The sequence below is a fragment of the Serratia aquatilis genome (genome assembly GCF_044865145.1).
In the GTDB taxonomy this organism is placed as follows: domain Bacteria; phylum Pseudomonadota; class Gammaproteobacteria; order Enterobacterales; family Enterobacteriaceae; genus Chania; species Chania aquatilis.
The window spans coordinates 1,025,346-1,048,920 of the sequence record NZ_CP173186.1 but is presented as its reverse complement, the minus strand read 5'-3'; the positions used below and the strand labels follow the sequence as shown (position 1 = coordinate 1,048,920).

Annotated in this window: 25 protein-coding genes and 1 tRNA gene; 14 read left to right on the top strand and 12 right to left on the bottom strand. The window is 47.3% G+C overall.

Features of this window, described 5'->3' with window-relative positions; translation table 11 throughout:
* Positions 1-166 precede the first annotated feature (166 nt).
* Positions 167-242 (top strand) — tRNA-Phe (locus SAQUA_RS04770).
* A gap of 282 nt (positions 243-524) precedes the next feature.
* On the opposite strand, the gene SAQUA_RS04765 is transcribed toward SAQUA_RS04770, so the two are convergent.
* Complete coding sequence (locus SAQUA_RS04765) at positions 525-1,478, bottom strand: tyrosine-type recombinase/integrase (RefSeq protein ID WP_380674161.1); 954 nt, start codon at positions 1,476-1,478, stop codon at positions 525-527.
* A 20-nt stretch (positions 1,479-1,498) separates the two neighbouring features.
* Positions 1,499-2,917 (bottom strand): TraI domain-containing protein, encoded by a 1,419-nt coding sequence (locus tag SAQUA_RS04760; protein WP_380674162.1) that lies wholly within the window; start codon positions 2,915-2,917, stop codon positions 1,499-1,501.
* Positions 2,918-5,350: 2,433 nt separating this feature from the next.
* Between SAQUA_RS04760 and SAQUA_RS04755 the strand changes: the two genes are divergently transcribed.
* The 13 genes from SAQUA_RS04755 to SAQUA_RS04695 all read left to right on the top strand — a co-directional run bounded on the left by SAQUA_RS04755 (position 5,351) and on the right by SAQUA_RS04695 (position 17,339).
* Positions 5,351-5,899, top strand: coding sequence for a fimbrial protein (locus SAQUA_RS04755; RefSeq protein WP_380674201.1), 549 nt, complete (start codon positions 5,351-5,353; stop codon positions 5,897-5,899).
* 199 nt (positions 5,900-6,098) lie between these two features.
* Complete coding sequence (locus SAQUA_RS04750) at positions 6,099-6,536, top strand: fimbrial protein (protein ID WP_380674163.1); 438 nt, start codon at positions 6,099-6,101, stop codon at positions 6,534-6,536.
* Between the two features lie 50 nt (positions 6,537-6,586).
* On the top strand, positions 6,587-9,130 hold the full coding sequence (locus tag SAQUA_RS04745) for an outer membrane usher protein (RefSeq protein ID WP_380674164.1): 2,544 nt from the start codon (positions 6,587-6,589) through the stop codon (positions 9,128-9,130).
* Between the two features lie 88 nt (positions 9,131-9,218).
* Positions 9,219-9,959 (top strand): fimbria/pilus periplasmic chaperone, encoded by a 741-nt coding sequence (locus SAQUA_RS04740; RefSeq protein ID WP_380674202.1) that lies wholly within the window; start codon positions 9,219-9,221, stop codon positions 9,957-9,959.
* Positions 9,960-10,095: 136 nt separating this feature from the next.
* Positions 10,096-10,596 (top strand): fimbrial protein, encoded by a 501-nt coding sequence (locus SAQUA_RS04735; protein WP_380674165.1) that lies wholly within the window; start codon positions 10,096-10,098, stop codon positions 10,594-10,596.
* Positions 10,597-10,598: 2 nt separating this feature from the next.
* A complete protein-coding gene (locus tag SAQUA_RS04730) occupies positions 10,599-11,114 on the top strand; it encodes a fimbrial protein (RefSeq protein WP_380674203.1) in 516 nt (171 codons plus the stop codon).
* A 10-nt stretch (positions 11,115-11,124) separates the two neighbouring features.
* Positions 11,125-11,661 (top strand): fimbrial protein, encoded by a 537-nt coding sequence (locus SAQUA_RS04725; RefSeq protein ID WP_380674166.1) that lies wholly within the window; start codon positions 11,125-11,127, stop codon positions 11,659-11,661.
* Positions 11,662-11,670: 9 nt separating this feature from the next.
* The gene (locus SAQUA_RS04720) at positions 11,671-12,210 is read left to right on the top strand and encodes a fimbrial protein (protein ID WP_380674167.1); all 540 of its coding nucleotides are present in this window, start codon (positions 11,671-11,673) and stop codon (positions 12,208-12,210) included.
* A 10-nt stretch (positions 12,211-12,220) separates the two neighbouring features.
* Positions 12,221-12,763 carry a fimbrial protein gene (locus tag SAQUA_RS04715; RefSeq protein WP_380674168.1) on the top strand — a complete coding sequence of 181 codons (543 nt, stop codon included), beginning with the start codon at positions 12,221-12,223 and terminating at the stop codon, positions 12,761-12,763.
* Positions 12,764-12,977: 214 nt separating this feature from the next.
* Positions 12,978-13,784: a hypothetical protein gene (locus SAQUA_RS04710; RefSeq protein ID WP_380674169.1), complete on the top strand. Its 807-nt coding sequence runs from the start codon at positions 12,978-12,980 to the stop codon at positions 13,782-13,784.
* A gap of 196 nt (positions 13,785-13,980) precedes the next feature.
* Entirely contained in the window at positions 13,981-14,637 is a 657-nt protein-coding gene (locus SAQUA_RS04705) for a hypothetical protein (protein ID WP_380674170.1), read from the top strand.
* Between the two features lie 117 nt (positions 14,638-14,754).
* The gene (locus SAQUA_RS04700) at positions 14,755-15,714 is read left to right on the top strand and encodes a ParB family protein (RefSeq protein WP_380674171.1); all 960 of its coding nucleotides are present in this window, start codon (positions 14,755-14,757) and stop codon (positions 15,712-15,714) included.
* 89 nt (positions 15,715-15,803) lie between these two features.
* On the top strand, positions 15,804-17,339 hold the full coding sequence (locus tag SAQUA_RS04695) for an IS3 family transposase (protein ID WP_380674204.1): 1,536 nt from the start codon (positions 15,804-15,806) through the stop codon (positions 17,337-17,339).
* A gap of 52 nt (positions 17,340-17,391) precedes the next feature.
* Here the strand turns inward: SAQUA_RS04695 and SAQUA_RS04690 are convergent, their stop codons facing one another.
* The 10 genes from SAQUA_RS04690 to SAQUA_RS04645 all read right to left on the bottom strand — a co-directional run bounded on the left by SAQUA_RS04690 (position 17,392) and on the right by SAQUA_RS04645 (position 22,989).
* Complete coding sequence (locus tag SAQUA_RS04690; RefSeq protein ID WP_380674172.1) at positions 17,392-17,586, bottom strand: hypothetical protein; 195 nt, start codon at positions 17,584-17,586, stop codon at positions 17,392-17,394.
* Positions 17,587-17,673: 87 nt separating this feature from the next.
* A complete protein-coding gene (locus SAQUA_RS04685; protein ID WP_380674173.1) occupies positions 17,674-17,994 on the bottom strand; it encodes a TA system toxin CbtA family protein in 321 nt (106 codons plus the stop codon).
* A 22-nt stretch (positions 17,995-18,016) separates the two neighbouring features.
* Positions 18,017-19,015: an ArdC family protein gene (locus SAQUA_RS04680; protein WP_380674174.1), complete on the bottom strand. Its 999-nt coding sequence runs from the start codon at positions 19,013-19,015 to the stop codon at positions 18,017-18,019.
* A 99-nt stretch (positions 19,016-19,114) separates the two neighbouring features.
* The gene (locus SAQUA_RS04675) at positions 19,115-19,594 is read right to left on the bottom strand and encodes a hypothetical protein (RefSeq protein ID WP_380674175.1); all 480 of its coding nucleotides are present in this window, start codon (positions 19,592-19,594) and stop codon (positions 19,115-19,117) included.
* Positions 19,594-19,908: a hypothetical protein gene (locus SAQUA_RS04670; RefSeq protein WP_380674176.1), complete on the bottom strand. Its 315-nt coding sequence runs from the start codon at positions 19,906-19,908 to the stop codon at positions 19,594-19,596. Before SAQUA_RS04670 ends, SAQUA_RS04675 begins: the two co-directional genes overlap by 1 nt.
* 102 nt (positions 19,909-20,010) lie before the next feature.
* Positions 20,011-20,463: an antirestriction protein gene (locus SAQUA_RS04665; protein WP_380674177.1), complete on the bottom strand. Its 453-nt coding sequence runs from the start codon at positions 20,461-20,463 to the stop codon at positions 20,011-20,013.
* Between the two features lie 75 nt (positions 20,464-20,538).
* Complete coding sequence (radC, locus tag SAQUA_RS04660) at positions 20,539-21,006, bottom strand: DNA repair protein RadC (protein ID WP_380674178.1); 468 nt, start codon at positions 21,004-21,006, stop codon at positions 20,539-20,541.
* A 100-nt stretch (positions 21,007-21,106) separates the two neighbouring features.
* The gene (locus SAQUA_RS04655; protein WP_380674179.1) at positions 21,107-21,391 is read right to left on the bottom strand and encodes a hypothetical protein; all 285 of its coding nucleotides are present in this window, start codon (positions 21,389-21,391) and stop codon (positions 21,107-21,109) included.
* 22 nt (positions 21,392-21,413) lie between these two features.
* Positions 21,414-21,743, bottom strand: coding sequence for a hypothetical protein (locus SAQUA_RS04650; RefSeq protein WP_380674180.1), 330 nt, complete (start codon positions 21,741-21,743; stop codon positions 21,414-21,416).
* A gap of 340 nt (positions 21,744-22,083) precedes the next feature.
* A complete protein-coding gene (locus SAQUA_RS04645; protein ID WP_380674181.1) occupies positions 22,084-22,989 on the bottom strand; it encodes an integrase domain-containing protein in 906 nt (301 codons plus the stop codon).
* Positions 22,990-23,575: the final 586 nt, after the last annotated feature.

Below are 23,575 nucleotides of genomic sequence, written 5' to 3'. Positions count from 1 at the left end.
AGAAATACGCCTTAGAGGGATGCGCTATTTCGCGCATTCAGCGATTGTTGTAAACGCAAACTGGGATAAAAAAGTGGCACCTTGCCTGAAAATAGAGCAACCGATCGGATTTATGATATAAACCGATTGACGAAATAAGTGCAAATACGGTTTAATGCGCCCCGTTGCCCGGATAGCTCAGTCGGTAGAGCAGGGGATTGAAAATCCCCGTGTCCTTGGTTCGATTCCGAGTCCGGGCACCATCAAATTCAGAAGCGCTTGTCAATTTCTCAGGATGAAAAAGTGACAGGTTCTAAAGTGAGCTCAAACACGTAAAAACCTAGGGTTTGGTTAAATGATGTCACACTGTGATATCACGACCCGGTTACTGTGAAAAGGCTCTTGAAAGGCCCGCATGTTACACCATGCGGGTTTTTTCGCGTCTGATTTTTACAGACTTCGTAGGCAAATGTCAAATTGTGTCAAGGAGATACCCTTTCTCGGCATACCACGGCAACTCATCTCATCAGTTCCCGCTCCAGAAGCTATCTCAGAGAATCAATGTCCTCATCAATGTACTCTAGCGTAGACCGTAAACTGGAATGCCCCAGCAGACGCTTGACCGCCTGGATATTACGATCCGGGAACTTCATCAGGTTGGTGGCCACCGTATGCCTAAAGCGATGGGGGCTGACGACAAACCGGCACTCCCTGGAGACTCGCCGAAAGAATGCCCGTATAGGGTAGATACCCATCTCTGAGTCATGCTCCCCAGGTGCTGACTGGGCTATTCTTTTCAGATCAAAACGGTTCACATTGAATAGCTGCTCGTCTAACTCTGCCCCTGCTGCCAATGAACGCTCCAGTATCTCCGCTAATCGCGGATGTAAGGCAGAAGTAATTGGCACCCTGAACTCGCGGTGGTTCTTTGACCCCTCGGAAATCACATCAATCCAGCGTTCTTCAAGATTGACATCACGCAGCCGTACATGAAGGAGCTGGTTTTGGCGCATCCCGGTAGAGCTCAATGTGTCCAATACGGCCAACCAGAACCAGGCAGGATAGCAAGCATTAGCCCGCGAGCTTATGGAGTAGGATTGCGAAAAGCGGCGTTCCAGTTCCGGGTGTTGCTCCATCAAGCGATAAACCGTTTTTACCTGTGCCTTTGACAGCGTTTTTTTCTTCTTTTTCCCTACCCGAACGACCGCTTTGTTAAAAGGATTTTCTTTATGGGGTAACAATCCTTTTTTCATACCAAAATTAAATAGCGCTCGCATATGGGTCACTTTATTGTTCCATGTACACGCTTCCAGTTTCAATTCTTTAAGAACAAATCTTCTCCATTCCAAAACCAACTCATTACTCACATCAGCAGGTAATTCTTGCGTATATTTCTTAAAAGTTAGAACAACTTTTTGGTAACTCCATTCCGTTGCTGGCCGAATAGAATGATTAAAAAAATACTGCTCCATTAATTGTTCAAACGTCACATCGGGCATGCCATAACTCCCTATAAGCACTAAGATTTAATTACCAAGAATGGGTTATCCGCTGGAATGTCATGGTCTTTATACAATTTTTTGGCAGCAATAAGGTACCCCGCCATTTTCTGAAACCGCCCCTCTCTAGTCTTATTTTGGTAAATATGACAGGTATACATCACGCCTTTATCCTGCCTATGCCTCCCTAATCGTTCAAACGCATTTTGTAAGCCAGTTTTATCTTCGGAGTATTCTTGGTTTTCTAACAAAAACTGATGAAATATATTGGGTGCACGAATAAAGACATAACCTGAAAAAATATGTATCCGAGAGTTGGCAGTATTGACCGAAAAAGTGTCTGTAATACATCCCTCACTTAACCAGTGCCAAAATCGTTCGCCAATATCCTGTGGTACAGAATAAATACCCTGTTCCGCTTTTGTTTCCACAGACCCACCTTCCCTACCGGGATCACTCACGGCAGAAAGCCCCATGACCGCCAGCAAGTCCCCCGTAGCATCCTCACGTTGAACCAAAGGTTCAGTACCCGCATCGCAGGGAGTGTTATCACTCACAGCGCTATCCAGTGAAGAGTCCAGGTTGACCGCCGTTAAATGCTCTACAGGCTGAATAGAGGGAGCTTGTAGCGGTAAACATTCGGGATGAGTGGTCACCTTCGGCAACGTTGTCTCTTGGCCGGTTGTTACCTGGGGGGCAGTAAGAACCGTAGGTGTCGTTTTTCCCACCGAGGTACGAATGGCTTCGTCAACGATGGTATTGATGATCCCTGACTCGTGACGAAACCCCGTCAAATACAGCGACAAGGTTTTCAGCACTTCTGGCCAAGCACTCAGCCAAAGTAATGCTTTATCCGGGATAATCTTCCAGGCCCGCATCGCACTCAGGCTTTGCACCTGCTGCGCATCTGTAATCGGGCTGAAACGAAAACGGTACGGCTCTTCTGGCATGGTATCAAGCGGTAGCCAACGCCGTCCGCTTTCCAGTTCAACCTCAATATGGCACAGCCCATCAAGTGCCTGCAGCATCGCGGCATAGACAATCACCGCGTTCCAGGCGGCCCCCTGCGATGCCTGTTCTTCCGGTGGTGCACCCACCGGGAGCAAATAGTTTTTTGATAGGCGGGCGCCATAGGCCACTGTTTCCAATAGGTGATCCACCATGCCGCCGAGGTAAGCATGATGGCCGTTCTCGGTGGCCGGAAACTGCTGCATCAGGCTGACGCAACGCTCAAGCGGCTGCAGGTAATACTGTTGGTACAGGTCCTTTGGTAGCGAGGAGTAGTCCCACAGCATTTGCAGCCATTGCTGGCGTCTAGCATCTGACAGCAGAGTGCTTGCTGATAGCGGCAACGAATACCCCGAAGGGACAGTGGGTGTAGAATAAACAGGCGAAGAAACGACGGGACGGAAAAGAGACCTCAGTTTCAGACGTAGCATAGCGGGAGCTCTTATCAGGTGAACAATTCCGCAACCTTATCTGTCTTGATCCTGAGTGCAACCAATAACTCTTTATCTGAAAAAGTAATTTTTATGCATCCACACAGTATATCGCCTCGGCAGAAATATTGAAAAAATCCTTCTTTCTGCCTCACGAACGGTATTCCCATGCTGTATGATTGGCGATCAGACACTACAATTCGGCCCCCAATGCAGGCATGTAGTGTGCACATTTTCTAAGCTATCTGTGCGGCAGTCGGTAAGTGTCAATGAAGTTGTCACCCCAGGTTGATTTATGTGGTCTGTTTTTCCTGCTGTGGATTTAATTTCTGCCATTGTTAGTTTCGCGTCTGCTGCGACCAACGTTTTGGGTCCGTTGCTCTCGCTGTTTGACACACACTGTCTCGTAGGACCAACAACACCATGTCCTCACCCATATGTCGCTGTAACGGCTTCACATTTCACCTCACTTCTGGACGACAGCCGCTAAAACCCTAATTTCCCCTACGATTAATTTGCTATATCATATTGAATTTAAATGATTTTTTATAAAAATTTAACCGTGAAATCTCCAGGCACATCGTTAGATTCCTCCAGTACATCAGTTCATTATGATTCTAGGTGATACCCCTAATTACATGTGACCACCGTAGCAATGCATCCAAATGAAAATCTCTACCCTCCTCTGTATCGACTTGGAAAAACGATTTCCGACTTCATGGCATTCTTCACAACGGCAATACTCTCCTGGAGTAAAAACTGACTCGCAATAAATTCGTGCATTCCCTTATATAACTGAAGCTCTGCTTTATCAGGATGGAGGCCCGTGTCTCCGATCATTGGCTCGATTCACCCATCCGGTCAAGCTGACACTGTCGCAATACGTCAAGCTGTATGTCAAAAGCAATAAAACCGATGTAACTAGTGCTGAAGTTATCTGTGAAACGATTATCCGTCCCAGTATGCGCTTTGTGGCGGTGAAAACTGCCGAGCGCGAGATCCTCATTCGGGAACGCACCGCTTGTGTGAACCAAAGGGCATGACGGCCCACAGCGATGATAAGAACTCACCTGGCGGATTTCATCATGGTTTGTATTTGGAACTACCAAAAGTAAACTGGATCCATACTCGCTTCCCTTCAAATCCAGAAGTGTTCAATCCTACTAAATAGCGGTTCCGAATACCGCTCCAGTTGACGATTTTGAGTGGTTTCAACCCAATCATCGTGGTAATAGGCGAGCCCTGTGGTAGTGGGATTCTTTGCCGATAATGAGTAATTCCATACGCAGCAAGGTTTGACGCAAGATTTAGCACAATTAGGAATACAAAGCCCCTTAATTACAATGCAAGCGCTGCTGGCGGTCAGTTGAGTGAAGGTGAGGGAGTTGTGAGGTTTTATGGACCAAATACGCCGAGAAAAAGCATTAATGTACTCAAAAGACAGCCCTGTGGACCAGTGATGGCACTATGGATAATTAAGGAACATAGCCCAGGCAAGTTACGAGTGGCAATGGTATTGAGGATGTAAATCAGTCAGAGATTATCATCTATTACAGTGCTGAGAAACGCCATCTGAGACAGAAGGCTTATTGCTTCATGGATAATTTGTTAACGTTAGCATTTTCAGCGTCATACCTGGACATGATATTCGATTGCAAAAGGTATACTTGCCATATTTAAAGTTGCATGGGAGGGGCTTGAATGGTCGCGCTTATAAAAGGGAAATAATACCAGAATGATGACTTGAGCTTACGCAACAGCTATTTATCGGTAATTAATGCATGCAGCCAGTTTTAGCCTGTCGTTCAGATAAAGACGGGGTTTATTCAAGAAAGAATATGAAAGGCTGAAGTTAATAATTACGTAAGTGCCTTAATCCTTAATTAATGCCAAATGGGGTAAATTAAGTTATGACTGTCCTCCTTTTTCATGGAATATCACTGATAAAAAACAAACCCATACATAAAATACCTCTGAAAGTAACTTTTAATGTCACCGAATTTGTTTTTTGTTTAATTATCTTGGAATGTCAAATAATGGCTTATAATATCGTTTGATTATTTTAAAATAGGGATATATTTCGATCTTTAATATCATTCCGTAATTTAATTCTTTTTGTTTCATTAATGCTAATGATATTTGGTGATATGTATTTTTATTTTTATATTTCTTAATAAACACTTTTAATGTCATGTCCATTATTGTAAAAATATGAGCACGGCCAAGGTTGTTAAAAAGTTAACTATTAATCGAGTATTGAAGGTGTTAATTCATCCCCTTCATGCTTGCCTTTTATTTAACTTGAATACCTTAATTCCTTATTAATAAATAGGGGTTTTAGTGTGTTTTTGGCTGTGAAGTATACATAGTGAATCGAGTATTTATTTATGTAATCCAATGGAAATTTTTGTGAAAACTAAAGGAATTTTTTACATGAAACTGAATAAAATTATGATTGCCACCGTGATGGCGATGGGTGTGTCTTCATTTTCTTATGCAGCGGATCAAGGCCACGGCAAGGTGAACTTCAAAGGCTCTATCATTGACTCGCCATGTAACGTTCATCCTGATTCTATCGATCAGACGGTCGATTTGGGGCAGATTTCAAACCGTGATTTGGCTAAAAGCGGCAAATCTGAGTTGCGCCAGTTCACTATCAAACTGGAGAACTGTGATTTCGGTACCCCTGCTGCTAAAAACAAGGTTACAACGACTTTTAATGGTGCAGTAGTTGCAGGTACTAACAGCAAGCTGCTGAACATTAGCGGTTCCGCTGCTGGTGCTGGTGTTGGCATCCAGACCTACCAAGGCGAAGATGTGGTGATGGGTAAGCCTACCTCTGCAGTTGAACTGGCTGGTAACGGTGATAACGAGCTGAAATTTGCTGGTTTCCTTCAGGGCCTGAGCTCAAATGATGTTGACGTACCTGTTGTTCCAGGTGACTTCACTGCAGTAGCCAACTTCCAGTTAGCCTATCAGTAATTAATTAACGCCACGGCGTGTACTGATGTAATACCGCGTACAGACAGTAATTGTCTGTACGCGTTTTAAAACACAGCACCGCATAAAGGCTTTTACTGATATGAAGAATATAACACTAGGGTCTTACCTGTTAGCCTTGATTGCACTGCTACCATGGACAATAGGAAAGGCATCGCCTCATGGATACGGAAGGGTTAAGATGCAAGGTGCTATTGTTGATGCCGCTTGCACTATTTCTACCGAAAGTCGTGAGCAAATTATTGATCTAGGCATATTACCGATATTAAAAATCAGTCGCGATAAACAGGGAGTAAAAAAACCTTTTAGTATTAAACTTGAAAATTGCGTACTGACACGCCCCAATCCAACTTTATCCGACTGGAGAAAGTTCCAGGTGACATTTGACGGCCAAGCTAAGGGTTTACTTTTTGAACTGCAGGGTGAGGCCGTAGGTGTGGCGCTAAAAATTTCGAATGCCGCAGGTCATGTGGCAGAGCCTGGGCTGCCTTTGCCGCAGGAAGATATTCTTTCTGAAGAAATGCGGCTGAATTATTTCATCACCTTGGTGGCTAACGAACAACCCTTGAGAGCGGGCACCTATTTTACTTCGGTGCGTTTTAAACTCGATTATTTTTAATTAACTAAATAAAGCTCTATATTGGGTTAGCTCTAGAAAAGGATTTATTGATGTTGGCGTTTAAGGGGGGGGCATATCGATTTCAACTGTTGGGAGTGTGTATTGTACTGTTTTTCTCTCAGTCAGTTGCGGTATGTGCCACAACAGAAGAGTTTCAGTTTAACACCGACGTTCTTGATGTGAATGACAGAGAAAATATAGACCTGGGAAGATTCTCTCGCAGCAATTATATTATGCCCGGCACATACGGCATGGTGGTGCACGTTAATCAATCAGACCTTCCCGAGATGCCAATAGAGTTTTATTCTCCAGAGTTTAATCCTCAAGAAAGTCAGGTTTGTTTATCACCAGAGTTGGTCAAACTATTGGGGCTGAAAGAAAGCCTGATGCCATCATTATCATGGCTGCGAGATGGGAAATGTTTGGACATTCGTACTCTGAAAGGCATTGAGGCACGTGGTGACCTTGCTTCTTCTTCATTATACCTGAGTATTCCGCAGGCATACCTGGAATACACCGCAGATAATTGGGAACCGCCTTCACGATGGGATGATGGGATCTTCGGGCTGCTTTTAGATTACAACCTTTATGCTCAGACACAGAAGAATGTCAGCAGTGGGCAAAACAGCCACACGCTGAGTGGTAACGGTACTACCGGAACCAATCTCCAGTCTTGGCGCCTACGTGCTGACTGGCAGAGTATTATGGGTTCAGGAGGCCGTGCTGGGCGAAAGTTAGAATGGAGCCGCTATTATGCCTATCGGGCATTACCTAAGTTGGGTGCAAAGTTAACGCTGGGTGAAGATTATCTGAGTTCGGGTGTTTTCGACAGCTTCCGTTTCACCGGAGCGTCGCTACGCTCTGACGATAACATGTTGCCGCCTAACCTCCGTGGTTACGCGCCGGAAGTGGTCGGTGTCGCAAGAACCAATGCCAAAGTGATCATCAGCCAACAAGGACGAGTGCTGTACCAGACTCAAGTAGCCACAGGTCCATTCCGCATTCAAGATATTAACGATGCGGTATCCGGGCAATTGAACGTGCGCGTAGAAGAGCAGGATGGCAGCGTGCAGGAATTCACTATGAACACTGCGAATATTCCCTATCTGACGCGTCCTGGCATGGTGCGCTATAAGCTGGCTGCTGGCAGGCCCTCCGATCTTGAGCATCGCACTCAAGGCTCACTTTTTGGTATTGGGGAGTTCTCTTGGGGTATTAACAATGGTTGGTCTTTGTATGGCGGAGCCCTGGGTGGTAGCGATTACAACGCGATGTCTCTGGGATTAGGTCGTGATCTGTTGTGGCTGGGTGCATTGTCGTTCGACGTTACCCAATCTTGGGCACAGATGCCCATTGAGAATCGTACTCTAAGCGGCAGTTCTTACAAACTAAGCTATTCCAAGTCTTTTGAAGAATACGATAGCCAAATTGCCTTTGCAGGTTACCGTTTCTCTCAAGAAGACTTTATGAGCATGAGTGAGTACCTGGATATGAGTTTTGATGCTAGCCGAAGAGGAAAAAGCAAAGAGATGTATACGATCTCTTTTAACAAGCACTTTCGTGACTCAGGGCTTAGCGCCTATCTGAACTACGATCACCAGTCTTACTGGGATCGTTCAGCCAACGATCGCTATCAACTGTCATTATCGCGCTATTTCGATCTTGGGCGTTTCAGAAATCTTAATCTGTCGCTGACCGCCTTTAGCAGTAGTGATGGCGCACGTACCGATGACGGTATGTATCTGTCTCTATCAATGCCGTGGGGCAATAGCGGAACCCTGAGCTACAACAGCACGCTAAATCGGAATGACAATACTAACAGTGTTGGATACTACAACCGTATTGATGATCGTAGTAATTACCAGATCAACGCGGGTAACTCGCGGAGCGGGCTCAACATGAGTGGCAACTATACCCACTATGGGGACATTGCGACGGTGAGTACCAATGCCAGTTACGGAGCCAACAGTTACCGTGCTTTCGGGGTATCAACCCAGGGGGGAATGACCTTGACTGCCGAGGGCGGCGCTCTGCATCGCTCGAGTTTTGGCGGTGGCACCCGACTGCTGCTAGATACGGGCGGCGTAGCGAATATACCGGTACGAGGTTACGGTAGCAGTACCCGTAGCAACAGATGGGGAAAAGCCGTGGTAGTTGACGTAAACAATTATTACCGAAATAGAGCCAGCATCAATCTCAATGAGCTCGGTGATAAGGCGGAGGCCACAAATTCTGTTGTGCAAGCCACCCTTACTGAGGGAGCCATTGGTTACCGCAAGTTTGACATCATTTCTGGTGATAAGGCGATGGCAATTATCAAGCTGGCGGATGGGGGCGAACCGCCGTTCGGTGCAACAGTGATTAATAGTCGAGAACAGGAGGTTGGTATTATCAATGATAGTGGCAGTGTCTACCTGAGCGGAATTAACGCTGGTGCTCGTATGACAGTGCATTGGAACGGTCAGGCGCAGTGTGAGGTGTTATTACCGCAGTTACTGCCGGAAGATTTGCTAATGAATACGCTACTGCTTCCATGCCACGAACTGAGCTCGAAAAATGAAATACAGCCTGACACCAAAAGTTATGGGAACTGATCTGATGGCGACGCAGTGGGTAAATCAAAGAGTAACGTCAAATAAATATGGAGTATTGAAAACTATGCGTAGTAAACCCGTGAAGGCTATGGTTACCAGTTTAGCGCTGGTTGGCGTACTGGTTTCTGTTTCGTCTCAAGCTGCCATCTCATTGGACCGCACTCGAGTAATTTTTGACGGCAGCCAGAAGTCTGTCAGTCTTAGTATCTCTAATCAGAATAAACAACTCCCTTATCTTGCGCAAAGTTGGCTGGAAGACGAACAAGGTAATAAGGTAAGCAGTCCACTTACCATACTTCCACCCGTGCAGCGTCTGGATCCGGGCAAACCGAGCCAGGTTAAAGTGCAGGCATTACCTGCGGTGAAACAGCTGCCGCAGGATCGTGAGACACTGTACTATTTCAATCTACGTGAAATTCCACCGAAGAGCAGCAAACCGAATATGCTGCAGATAGCATTGCAGACGCGTATCAAACTGTTCTACAGGCCTGCGGCGATTGCGCTTGATAATACTGCACCACCGCCACAGGAGAAGCTGACGTTGAGCAAGCAGGGTGATAGCTACACAGTTAACAATCCGACGGCGTACTACGTAACTATTGTTGATGCAGCCAGTAAACAAGGGGTCGAGGGGGTCAAAGGATTTGAGCCGGTGATGGTATCACCGCAAGGAAGTGCACCGCTGAAAGTAAACACGGGCAATGTCGGTACCGCCCCTGTGTTGACCTACGTTAACGACTATGGTGGACGGCCTCAACTGAGTTTTAACTGCAGTGGTATTAATTGCAAAGTTGTCCCAGATAATAAGAGCAATAAAACCTCATCGTAACCAGCGTTACCGATACACGGGAAAATACATTGAATTACCCTGTAGTCGCCAGGCATATCACAGGCCCACTTATGGCATACAGTGACTGGGCCGCGGTGAATTTTTATCTGGATTATAAATATGAGGATGGGGAGAGATGAAAGAATGCCTGAATAGACTGCATGTTGCGGGGGGAGTTATTCTGGGTGCTCTTATTACCGCCATTCCCTTGAATGCATACGCGATGACTGATGTGACAGTCAGAGTGACAGTAATGGAGCCACCGTCCTGCGTTATTAATGGCAATAGGGTGATTGATGTAGATTTTGGTGAGGTTTTAATAAACCGTGTGGATGGTAATAACTATAAGCAAGACATTAATTATACGCTAGAGTGTCAAGGCGGTACTAACAAGATTATGAAAATGAAGGTGCAGGGTACGCCAACATATTTTGACGGCAGCGCACTTCAGACCAATATTGAGAGTTTTGGCATTTCATTACTCTCTAACGGAGGGTTAGCACGAATTAACGACTGGATTTATTTTATCTATCCGGATAAACCTAAATTGCAGGCTGTGCCGGTGAAGAACCCGGGGGCGAAGCTAAGCGGCGGTCAGTTTAGTGCTGCAGCTACCTTAATGGTGAACTACGAGTGAAAATGATAATGATATCCTGGCAGCCCAAGCGGATAATTATGCTTATAGGCATCTTACTACTCTCTCCCTCTGCTATTTCGGCTGCGAACATGAACTTATATGGTACGTTGGTAGAACATCAGCCTTGTATTGTTAATAATGCCTTGCCAATAGATGTGCCTTTTGGTGAGGTACTTATTGAACAAATAAATGGTATCAACTATGAGAAGAAAATAAAGCTGGTTTTTGAGTGTGAGACGCCGGAAATACCGCCGCTAAGCCTTCGTCATAAGGGCACGGTTACTACTTTTGATGAGGCCGCAGTCAGCGGTATTGTAGATGACTTTGGTATTCATGTTGACTTGGAAACAGCTAACGGACGCGTACCATTCACGGTAGGAAAGGCTTTTGTCATTACCGATCGTGCCCAATCCTCATTACAAACGACGATTATGGTCACGCCAGTCAAAAAGAAGGGGGCAATCTTGGGTGCTGGCTATTTTACTGCAACGTCTACTTTGCAGATCGAATATCAGTGAGGTAGTTTTGATGAACAGAGGATGTTTGCTAAACAAACTATTAGTGCTATGCCTGGCCGTAGCCTGTTTCTCCGTACAGGCGGAACAAGCGGAACAGGGGAAAAGGGGGACAACCTTCGTTTTTTATTGGGGATATTTGTTGGATGAGCCTCAGTGCATCTTTACCAGCCAACAGTCGGCTCAAATAAATTTTGGCGATGTTCAGGTATCACAGGTCGATGGCATAAAGTACGCGATGCGAGTAGATCTACCCGTAAAATGTAGACCTGGTGCCGTGGTATATCTGAAGCATCTGGGGACTCCGAGCACTTTTAATAATGCAGCCGTTCAAACTAATGTGGAGAACTTTGCTATTGAACTGTCACTGCTGAATGGGAGTAACGGCAATTTCACTCCAATGCCTATAGGACAGCGTACATTTTACAATACCAATGGTACCGATATAGTAAATATATCGCTTCAGGCTATTCCGGTAAAAAAAGCTGGAGCCAAGCTGGATACCGGGTCATTTAATGGTGTATCCACTATTCAGTTTGATATCCCTTGAGGAAGAGTGATGACTCGGATTTATACTATTCTTTGGGTATTGATAAGCAGCAGCGTGATACTGATATTTTTCAACACCCCCGCTGCGCTTGGTGATACAAACTCCAATGGAATACACTATTCAGGAAATCTTATTGACATCCCACCTTGTGACATCAATCGCGGCAATTTGATTGAAATTGATTTTGGTCAGGTTGGGGTGAATAAAGTCAGTGAGACTGGTGAGGATCCATTATATCAACAGCAAACTCTGCTTGAAGTGAACTGCGTCGGAACACGCCCGGATTTATTAGTGCGTTATCAGGGGAATGCTACGACATTTGATAATGCCGCAGTGAAAACATCGATAACAGATTTTGGTATTCAAATGCGGCGAGGAGCACCGGAGAACACCCGTATCATTATCGGAGAAGCATGGTTGATCCCACATGATGCTGTTGGCAATGATAGCTCACTCTCATTTATTGCGGTACCAGTTAAAAGAAAGGGAGCAGTGCTTGGCAGCGGTTCATTTTATGCCACTGCGGGGCTGCAACTGGAATACCCATAAGGAGATAGAAATGCTTTCAAAAATGAGGTGTGGACAGTATCTGGTGCTCTTTCACCTATTGATGATTCTGCCAGCGATAACAATCCAATCAGGACATGCTGCGGATAACATACGCTATATTGGCACACTCGTAGCGGAGCCATGTGCACTATTGCCTGCGGACGAGAATATTGTGGTGGATTTTGGTACGGTTGGTGACAAGTATCTTTATTTGTATAACCGCACCAAGAGTCAGCCCTTTGAATTACACCTGATTGATTGTGATATCAGCCTGGGTAATTTACTCAAGGTAACCTTTAGTGGTAGAGCAAACCAGTCATTACCTGGTTTTTTGGCATTGGAGGGGGCTAAAGGCGTCGCAATAGGTCTGGAAACCAAGGACAGTGATGCACTTCCTTTAAATAAACAGATTCGCTTGCAAGAGCTTACAGAAGGTGACAACACCATTGTATTGAAAGCGTATGTACAAGGGGAACCTGAGGCGATTGCCAACAAGACTATTGAGCGAGGGACTTTTGCGGCAATAGCAACTTTTACTCTCGATTATGAATAAGCAAAACCGATGAGTCCTTCATTATTGAGGCTAATTCTCTGCAATCAGGCTGTGATGGGTTGTGTTCCTTGACTCTATTATTTATCGGTTAATTTTAAGGGTTTTATTTTTGCTCAAGTAAATGCCAATGCCATAGGCTACTGATTTATACCCTTTGAGGTGAGACGCTTTTTACCGTATTTTCATGACTACTTTAGGGATATAATATATTCATATGTATAAATTAACTTATGTTTTAGTGTTCGGGCTGGTCTTACTATCAAAAATGAGTATTGCCGCATTGACGCCGATTGTGACTAATGCAATACCCAAACCGATGAACCCGGGAGCGACTGTTGAGTGGTCTAGTATTGAACTACCAGAAAATAATAATGTTATACCCTGTGCTGGACATCAACTGTGTGTATACGGAGTGTTTGTATATTTTTTATCAGGACTTAATGATAAGCGCACTGACGTCTTTTCTATTGATCGCGATCAATATCGCAGAACAATACGTGTATATGCCGGCATGACCTGGTCTCAGGCTGCGGAAGCATTTATCAGAACTTACGGTCCTTCAGGCAGGTCTGGTCCTTCGATTTGGGCTTGGCAACCTAAGTTTTGGCAGTTATGTATGGCGGCTGGGTACACCGCCACCGTCACAATAGGGCCCCCTTATCTTGCTTCGGGCGGTACGTGCCAAACCATTCCCCAAGTACCGACGGCATGTAACGTGGAGGGGCGTGCGGATATTGTGCATGGGCTGATATCTAGCGACAAAATAAATGGTCATAAAGCTTCTACTCTACTCTATATGAATTGCACTGCACCCGCTGAAGTCAGGCTCCGCATCCTCCCTGAGAAGATCGATCTAGGTGGTGGTGTGACTTCTCAGGTGACAGTGAATGGGCTTGGCAATGGGGGAATCATTTCATCTACAGGTAATACGACTCTTACCGTGCAATCTCAATTGAGCAGTACAGGTGCGAGCCCAGGGGCCCACGTAGGAGCGGGGGTTATTATGTTTGATGTTCAATAACTGTTGTAGATAAATATGCTTAAATGGCTATTTAAGCCTTGTTTGGGGAAAATCGTTGAGGGTTTATACAGATTAATCGCCATAAGCAGTCTGTCAGGATGAATCGTAGTTGGAGGACGCGATAAAAACGGCCTGTAGATTTTTCTGTTACGGTAACACCTATATACGCGGTTGTTGATGATCTCAGGAGATTTAAATGCAAAGCTCAGATGTACCAATGCCGATCAATGTATATGGTCTGGACAGTATTTCGACCTTTGGTGTCAGGCAACTTCTTACTCATATACTCGATGAGATCTTCTGGAAATATCCAGGCCATAAGCCAGTAGTTTCTGATGTATGGGTTTTAACCAACGGTGACTTGACAAGGTTAATTTCACTTGAATATCAGATTACTGCGCGGCGCCCCTGTATTGTTATTGGAGATAAACGGTACAAGCAATTGCTTACCAATGTTCCCGGATTTAATATGCTCAAATTTATTTCGATCAAACTGCCCATACCGGCTCTACGTGCTCAATTGGCTCAAGTACTCAGCTCTTCGCAAACAGTTAACATCAATACAACATGCTTGTCTCTAAACTCGACTCAATTATCTATTTTCAAAAAGCTTCTTTCCGGTGTAACACCAATAAATATAGCATCCAGAACAGGGCTGTCAGTAAAGACAATCAGCTATCTCAAGCGTGATTTTATGCGGCGGGCAGATATAAGAACCAGCCAGGAATTCTTCATAAAAATTTATCTGACATTGGTGGGAATATATACAGCCGGGAGCGGTTATAATCTGGAACCCAATGCTAATCCAATGGTAACGCTAGGAAAAATGAATCAGCTGGCTATTACACATTAGCGTTTTAAGCAGAGTCAACTATCACTTGTCATTATAATTTAAGCATTACAGTGCACTATTGAGTATTTTTAGAAAGTGTAATTTATCAGGTTTTATTAGCGTTATTGGAGATGCCTCATGGGAAATGCAAAAGAAACTGTTAGCAGGATATTTACACAACCCGCACAGGAGCGATCAGGAGGTAACAAAGTGATTACACTGTCATCTGGTCGAAAAGTTTCGTTCTGTAAAGAACATATTGCTGCAGAAGAGGTAGCTGCAAAAACTTCAGTGGCTGAGGACCACAACGGACGAGACCAGGCAGCATTAACCGAGCAGTCGCTTAAAGACATTATACGGACTTTGTCTTTCCAGCAGTTTTATCCCGTAATTGGCATGAGGCGTGGGGATATAATTGAAATCCTGGACGGTTCACGTCGACGTGCTTCAGCTATTTTTTGTGAAGTGGGATTGGATGTGCTGGTTACTGAGGATGAATTGACGCCAGCGGAAGCTCGTCAACTTGCCAAGGATATTCAGACTTCAAGGGAACATAGCTTACGTGAGATTGGCATGCGTCTTGCGGCCATGAAATCTGCCGGTCTGACGCAAAAAGAGATAGCCAAATCAGAGAGACTTTCACAGGCGAGAGTGACGCGGGCACTGCAAGCCGCCAGCGTTTCGGGAGACTTGATGGCCCTTTTCCCGGTTCAGAATGAGCTGTCATTTACCGATTTTAAAATTTTGCTTGAAACGCAAAAGCAGCTCAACAGGCAGGAACGGTCGGTTGCTGAACTGGTCAAGAATATTGAGCCAGTCGTACAACAGTTGAAAGGGCGAGCCGATCTTGCTGAAGATGAGGTTAAGAAAAATATTCTATTAGAAATCAAACGTGAAGCTATCATTCTAGGTAAAAAACCACCCAAGGATAAACCCGTAATTACTCCTTTATGGGCTTTTTCAGATAAAAACCGTTTTGCGCGCAAAAAAGTATCGGGGCGGGTATTTTCCTATGAATTCAGCAGGCTTCCTACCCACATCCAAGGGGAACTTGACAGAGTAATCTCTGAGGTTCTCCAGAACCAGATTGAAGACTAGGCCGGGTCCCTTGATTGTACGTGTCAGCAGCGATTGTAATCTGATACACCGAGGATGCGGACAACACTTGGACTACTTGGAGATAGTCCATATACCCATACGAAGATCGCATGCGGGCAGTTAAGCTATACATAAAACTCGGGAAACGCATCGTTGCTACCATTCGTCAGTTGGGTTACCCGACGAAGAATTCCCTCAAAAGTTGGTACCGGGAATACGTTCAATGCCATGACTTGCCTGCTGGCTATGTTCGCTCGAGGCCGAAGTACTCGCCCCAACAGAAGAGGTCGGCCGTCGAGCACTATCTGAATCATGACCAATGTCTTGCTGCTACTGTGAAAGCATTGGGATTTCCCAGCTGCGAGACGCTCGCAGCCTGGATTCGCGAGCTGTACCCTGATTTACGTCACGTGATAACTAGAACAAACAACAGCTCCCCTTTTAGACCTGACGAGAAATATCAGGCTGTCAGTGATCTCTGTACCCGACATGGCTCGGCTCAGGAGGTTGCACAAAAGATAGGCGTAAGCCGTCCGATATTGTACAAATGGAAGAATGACCTGATCGGCGATGAAGCTTATCAAGCTATGCGTAAACGTAACGTGATCCATTCCAATGAAGAAGAGGGTGCTTTGCTCGACAAAATTACTCAGTTCGAAATACAGGTGCATCAGTTGCAGTTGGAGCGTGACATCCTAACAAAGGTGAACGAACTGATAAAAAAAGACTTGGGTATCAAAAATCTGGCCCTGACAAATAGAGAGAAGACACGGATTATTGATGCCCTGAGAGAAACATATCCGCTACCGGTATTGCTTGGTGTTCTGAAGCTCGCCCGCAGTTGTTATTTTTACCATCAGTCAGCTATGCTCCTGAGCGATAAATACGCCGAAGTTCGAGTAACCATGGCAGATATTTTCAATGATAATTACCACTGCTATGGTTACCGTCGCATCCATTCCATGCTTCGCCAGAACAACAAGGTTATCTCAGAGAAAGTGGTCCGCAGGCTGATGGCGGAAGAACAGCTTGTTGTCCGCCTGTCCCGCCGTCGCAGATACAGTTCCTACTGTGGAGAGATCGATGCTGCTCCTGAAAATCTGCTGGCCAGGGATTTTAGTGCAAGTTCTCCGGACGAAAAGTGGCTGACGGATATCACCGAGTTCCAGCTTCCTGCGGGAAAAGTCTATCTTTCACCTATACTCGACTGCTTTGACGGCAAAGTAGTGAGTTGGTCAATTGGAACTCGCCCAGATGCACAACTGGTCAATACCATGCTCGATGAAGCTATAAATAAACTCACCGGTGATGACAGGCCGATCATACATAGCAACAAGGGTGGGCATTATCGTTGGCCGGGCTGGCTTGAGCGCATCCAGGCAGCCGGTCTTGTTCGCTCAATGTCACGTAAGGGATGTTCATCGGATAATGCTGCCTGTGAGGGCTTCTTCGATCAGTTGAAAAATGAAATGTATTACGTCCGTGACTGGTCAGATATCACGCTGGAAGGATTTATGCAGAATGTGGATACTTACATCCGTTGGTATAATGAACATCGGATCAAGATGTCGTTAGAAGGAATGAGTCCTGTAAAATACCGGCAGCAGTTGGGAATCAGAATATAAACCAGTCCAAGAAAACATCCGCATCCCCGCAAACTACATAGGATATTGACCCTCACCCAAAATATTCCATCAAATAAAATAGAACGTCACGAACATTAAGGGGGTCAAATCGGGCGCTATTCACTTTTACGGGCAGATTGACTGCCATCTGCACAAAATCCCGAAAGGCCTTGTAATAGAAATGATAACGCACAGTCTGGTTAAATAATGCAATAAACTCCACAACATGCGGATTAGTGTTTGCCATAGGGATGTTTCCTGAAAGGGAGGGGAACATCTCCCCAAGGATGCTTCCCTGGGGAGTGGCAGGTTATTGGCTAACCTTGGGTAAAAGTCAGTGCGGGGTCGGGCTGCTATCCGTTTCATCGATACGGACAAGCTGGACGTTCTCCGGCACGGTCTCCAAGACGGCCACCATAAAGTGGCTCGCGGTCAACAACGGGCTCCGGGGCGACCAGGCGTTCTGGTCTATCCGGTCCAGGTGGTATTTCTCCACCAGTTGGTTAATCGCTTCAAACACCGGCACGTTAAGCTCGACCAGTTCCTGTACCACAGCATCCTCATGCAGGTTGGTGTCGTTCAACGTCAGCCCGAAGTGTTTCTCCAGGAGAAACGTCGCTATCTTTTGGTATTCGCGAATTGCAGTCGTGTCCATCGTGTCTTCCTCCAATAGCAGTTCAGGCAGCAGCCAGGGCCTGTTCACGTAAGATAAGATACTCAAAGGTTTCTCGGGCAAAACGGCTTGCCTGGAAGATAGCCTTCTTGTCTTCTTTCAGTGCCTTCAGCCAGGAAGCGATATAGCTTTCATGCTGATCGTCACCCTGGATACCCAGTTCGGCGCACAAAAATGCCGAACCGATTTCCGCCACAAGCTCTTCGAACGCATACACCGGGTCACCAAACCGACGAGTTGAAGACGTAATGCCTTCTCGCGCCAGCCGGGAGAGATGCCCGGTGGAATGCACCAGCTCATGCAGCAACGTGCTGTAGTAATCTGCCGGGCAGGAGAACTGCACGGCTTCCGGCATGGTGATGCGGTCAGCACAAGGGCTGTAAAACGCCCGGTCCTGATACCGATGCACCACCGGCACACCGCTGCAGGCGACCACCTGTTCGGCCCGCTGAATACGCACAATATCGTCTTGCTCGGGTGTGTCTTCTGCGTCACCGGCCACGGTCACCGGCGCTAGCAACTTGTCAGGTAAATTTTCACACTGCTCGACGTTGAACAGATGAAAGCTGGTCATGAAATTCCGCTGGGAAACCACGGCGTTCCCCTTGTCATCAAACAGCGGCTTGCCCTGCTCGTCCGTCTCTTTCTTTTCGAGCGGCTTGAACAGCGTGACCAGCGTCGATTTCTCGCCCTTGCGGACGTTACCACCGACATCCAGCGCCTGCTTGAACGTCAGCCAGCGGTGAGAGGTAAACCCCTTGTCCACGGCATCAATCCACAACAACAGCACGTTGATGCCGCTGTAGGCACGCCCCGTCACCGCATTGGCCGGTAATCCGCTCATACTGGCCGCGTGGCCACCAACGACGGTTTTCCACGGCTTGCGCCAGGGAGACGTCCCCTTCTCCAGTGCGGCGATGATTTTGTCCGTCACCACCTGGAACAGGTCTGTTTTATCCTGGCTGCGTGATGCCGCCTTCTTCTTGGTGTGTTTCGTTGTCATGGTCAGTCCTCGCCATAAAAAAACGGGGATTGACCCCCTTGCGGGAATAAATCCCCGCAAGGGTTGTCAGTGCTACCGTCGCGTTAAGCGACTGTAGCGTTAGTCTGTTGAAAGCCCGGGCGGCAGTATCACCGCCAGGTCAAGATGCGTGTTGAGCCAGTCAGCCACCTGTTGCCATTCGGTACGTGCCACCGTCGAGTGAATGCCGTAGCATCCAGGACAACAGTGGCTGGCCAGCAACAGGACCGCCATCACCAGAAAATCGTAGGGATGATGGCCGGTATCGCATTGACCTTGCTGCCGTTCGACAGAGAACGAACGAACCAGGCAGAACGGGTCACCCGACAGGCCTGCGTCAAAATCACCGTTAAAGGCGATAACGCCGATGCCAATCAGGCTGTCGTCATACCTCAACGGTTGGGTGCCACTGAGGTCACAAACGACCAACGGCCTTCCCAACCAGTGAAAGTCCGGCGTGTTGCGCACCTGATGATGTACCCGGGTTGTTGCACGACACAACTCGCGCCAGGCCTCAGGCGAAACTGCCTGGTAGTGGATAAACGAATGACGTCGATTCATCACCATCCCGCCGCTGCTGCTGCAGAATCTCTCTGGCCTACGCTGAAAAAGTAGTCCCAGGCACCTGGACAAATCGTTCTGCCCAGCGCAACAACATCGTCGAACAAATCCTTGCAGGAAGGATGTGTATAGCGAGGTGAATCTCCCCCACATTCCCAGGCAAGCGTTTCAGCCAGATGGCCAACCGCCCAGATATTATCGGTAAAATTGTCTTCGTCCGACTGGGTGCCAATACCCAACTTCTCGTAGGCTGCAATCACCCGCAAATCACCTTCAAGGTTCGCCAGGTCGCACAAGTCATCTATCGTCGTCATGGTCAGTCACCAAAATAAAAAACGGGGACTGACCACCCAAAGGGAAGTCACTCCCCTGTGGGTGGGTAAAAATACAGGGCGGGTTAACGCCCGTGGATGGGACTAATCAATGGCACCGGCAATCGCCATGCCTTCGGGATGCGCTAGGGCAAAACCGCGTAGCCGATGGTAGCTCTCGATGAAAAAGTCATGGCCAGACTCCGCCAGGACGCACAAAGCATACAATGACACCGTCAGCCCCAACGCCTGGGCGCTCATCTCACCCTGGTAATAGTTTGAGGTAACCTCGATCCGATAGGTTTTCTCAGTCTGCGGACAGATAAAGAACCCGCCATCGGATTGGGTGTACCAGTGCCAAAAATCTCCGCCATAGTCCTGACTGAATTGACGGGCATAGGCGTAGCACATCTCGGTAAAGCTATACACATGGCGAGTCGCACTGTCCGGGGAAAAACCCTGTTGGACGAGCACAGAAGCCAGGCTGTAGTAACTGGTCATCCATTCTGTGATCTCCGCCGTGACGACGGGGGTTTCTGCTTTTGTCGTTTGTGTCATTCCAGGTCTTCTCCAAAAAAAGAGCGGGACCTGCCCTTTGGGGACACGTCCCGCAAAGGATTGAGTTAAATCAGGTTATACAATGGTCGTATTGAGCCAACCACGCTCGGCAAACGAAACCGCCTCACCATGCCCGAGCACAATATGATCCAGTACACACACATCAATTAATGCCAGCGCAGCATTCAACCTATCCGTCACGGTTCTGTCCGCCTGGCTGGGCTCAGCCATTCCCGAAGGATGGTTATGCGCCAGGATCACCGCAGCGGCATTGTAGGCCAAAGCCTGCTTGACGATTTCCCTGGGATAAACATTGACCGAGGCCAATGTACCGGTAAAGGGCGTTTCACACGCGATCAACCGGTGTTGGCTATCCAGGTACATCACCATAAAGACCTCGCGATCCTGCCGTTCCAGTTGCAGGCGCAGATAACTGCGAACCGCATCGGGTTGCGTTAGCACCACCGTACGGGCCTGCAGTTGTCGTTCCAACAAACCGATAGCCTGGGTGATGATATGTTGCTCATGAGACTCATAGTGCATGGGGTACTCCAGGAAGATCGGCGTACGCCTGCCCTGTCGGGCAGAGAACAACCCGATCAGGTGAAGATCATGAAAGGTGTAAAATGCAGACGGTACCGCGTTAGCGATCCACCACTACCGAGGTCGGTAACAGCACCTCGCCGTGTGGATCCACCATGGCAATACGTTCACGCAGAAGCTGACAGGCCTGGGTAAAACAACGTCGGTCTCGCTCACTCGCACGCTTGCAGCCCAGGTTCTCCAGTTCAGCAAGATGGCGTTGCGCACAACTGCGCCAGGAACGCCGTTCACTGTGGGTCACACACGCATAAAAATGTGCGTTGGCCAACGTAAACAGACGGTCTGTGGCGTTACGATAGTCTGCTACCAGAACAAACGTCGTCATCAATCACTCCTGTTTGTTCGGTTTAGTGATAACGGTAACGAAGCGTCGCCAGTTGCTCAGCCAACAGGCAGGCTTCACGAAATACCCGTTGACGGCTGGGTCCCGCATTCAGGCCCACACGGCACCATTCGTAGGTATATTCGCCAGAGTGCCAACCGGTACGGCACAGTATCGCCATCCCCCAGGTTCCTTCCTCAAGCGGAAAGACCTCGGCACGGTAGCTGACACGCCCGGTTTTATTAGCTACCCAGTCACCTCGAAGTGCTTCCTTCCGTTCAGGAAAAAGCAAATCAAACAGGGGAAAAGCCCCACGGGTGACAGATGCAGCATGACGCTGGGTAAAGGTTTGCATGATGTTCTCCAAAAAAAGGGAACACCACTGCCCTGAAGGGAAGCGTGTTCCCTCAAGGGTGAGTCAATCAGACAGGATGCCATTCAAAGGCATGTTGGATAAGTGCACCTTCATCGCAGTAAACTGCGATCCCCGCTTTCAAAGGTTCAGGGGGGTTACCGCTCTAGAGCGCGTCCTCTCAGGTTAAGGTCGCTTTGGCTTGTGATTGCCCGAAGGCGTCCTTCTCAAATCACCAGGACATTGGCTGTTGTCGTAGACAACGGGTTAGCATGAAAAATCGTACACAATTCAAACGTAGCCGACAAGCCCCATTCTGCATAAATACTTACCGTTGACACTGTCAGGACTCATCATCACTCACTCGGTTATAAACTCTGGCAACATAATGCCCGCGCCCGTCCCCATGCCCTAAATCCATTGAGACCATTGCTTCCGCCTCTTTTCGGCTCAATCCTTTATTCATATGATATTCCGTCGCTTCTCTGGAATAGGCATAGCGCAGACTGTGCGGAGATTCCTTCCCCGTTAATCCGGCCTCTTTGAGCGTATTTCTATATCGATCAATAGCAGAGTGCAAATTAGGCTTATCTATTAATCGCCCATTGTGTTTATCAACATATTTTATCGCCTCATTGACTGCACGAATAACCGTTTCGCGATCCACAACCGTGGTATCCCTCGGGCGTCCACCTTTGGTTCCGAATACAACCCGTATACGCTCATCGCCTTTATTCAATGCCTGCCGCCAGGTTTTTAATGATTTAGCAGACTGCACAGCTTCTTCCGTTCTTAATCCTAAATAACGCGCCAATTGCATTGCGGCAGCGACACCTTCGTCTTTTTCACGTATATGGACGAGCGCTGTGTGATAGCGCTCGTCCGAAATAGCAACTTTTGAACCGTCACGACTGGCCCCAGACAAGCCGAGCGCTGAATTACTTAATCGCTCGTGATCCGGATCGGCGAGTTTCGTCCTACCTGCCGTGGTGAATATCGCCCGGATAGCCGCCATTTCATTCTGCATCGTCCGTTTAGAGATATTTTCTGACTGACGACTTTTAATATACAACTCGATATGGCTGGTCTTAATATTGTTCACATCGCGGATCTGTATATTTAATTTCAACATACTTTCTGCGAAACGAGACGCTATTCTTGCGCGATCTGAAACTGTTTTAAAACTCCCCCCTGACTTTCGGGCCAATGTGATCAATTGCTTACTTAACTGCTTATTGGCTCTCGACATCCCCCTACTCCCTTCGTCCTGAAAAACGCACGACATTACCGCCTTCGCCTCGAAGGATGAAGGACGTACCGAACTGCATTTTTGATATACGACAAAACGTCTGAACAACGTTCAGCACGACAGTTATACATCCTGGCCCCGACGACACGGTTTGATTTGCGCTTCCTGCGGCTCGACTGATAACTGTGCATCGGGGTGGCAAAATGTTGAGTTCTTGTGAGGTATCCACAGCTCGCTGAGCTGCTTGCGGCTTGCGCCGGTACCTGACTATTGCCAGGTCACCTCCATCCATCAGCTTTCGCTGATGTTGCCATCGTTACCGAGTCGATTATTCTCCTTTATTTCATAGATAAGCGTCTTCATGGGGTTACCCCGTTTTTACGACGCGATGGTTTAAAAAATGGCCTTTTACTACGCTGGACGTTCCGTAGCCCCTGGTTCGGCCAAGGTACTACGTGTCGGTCAGAGCGTAGAAGACGTTGGTAAAGCCCGTATTACGAGGGTTTGTCCGTTATGCGCTTCGCGCGTCACTTGGTAATGCGTTGCATTGACACAAGTGACGCGCTGCGCCAATCCCGCGCCAAAT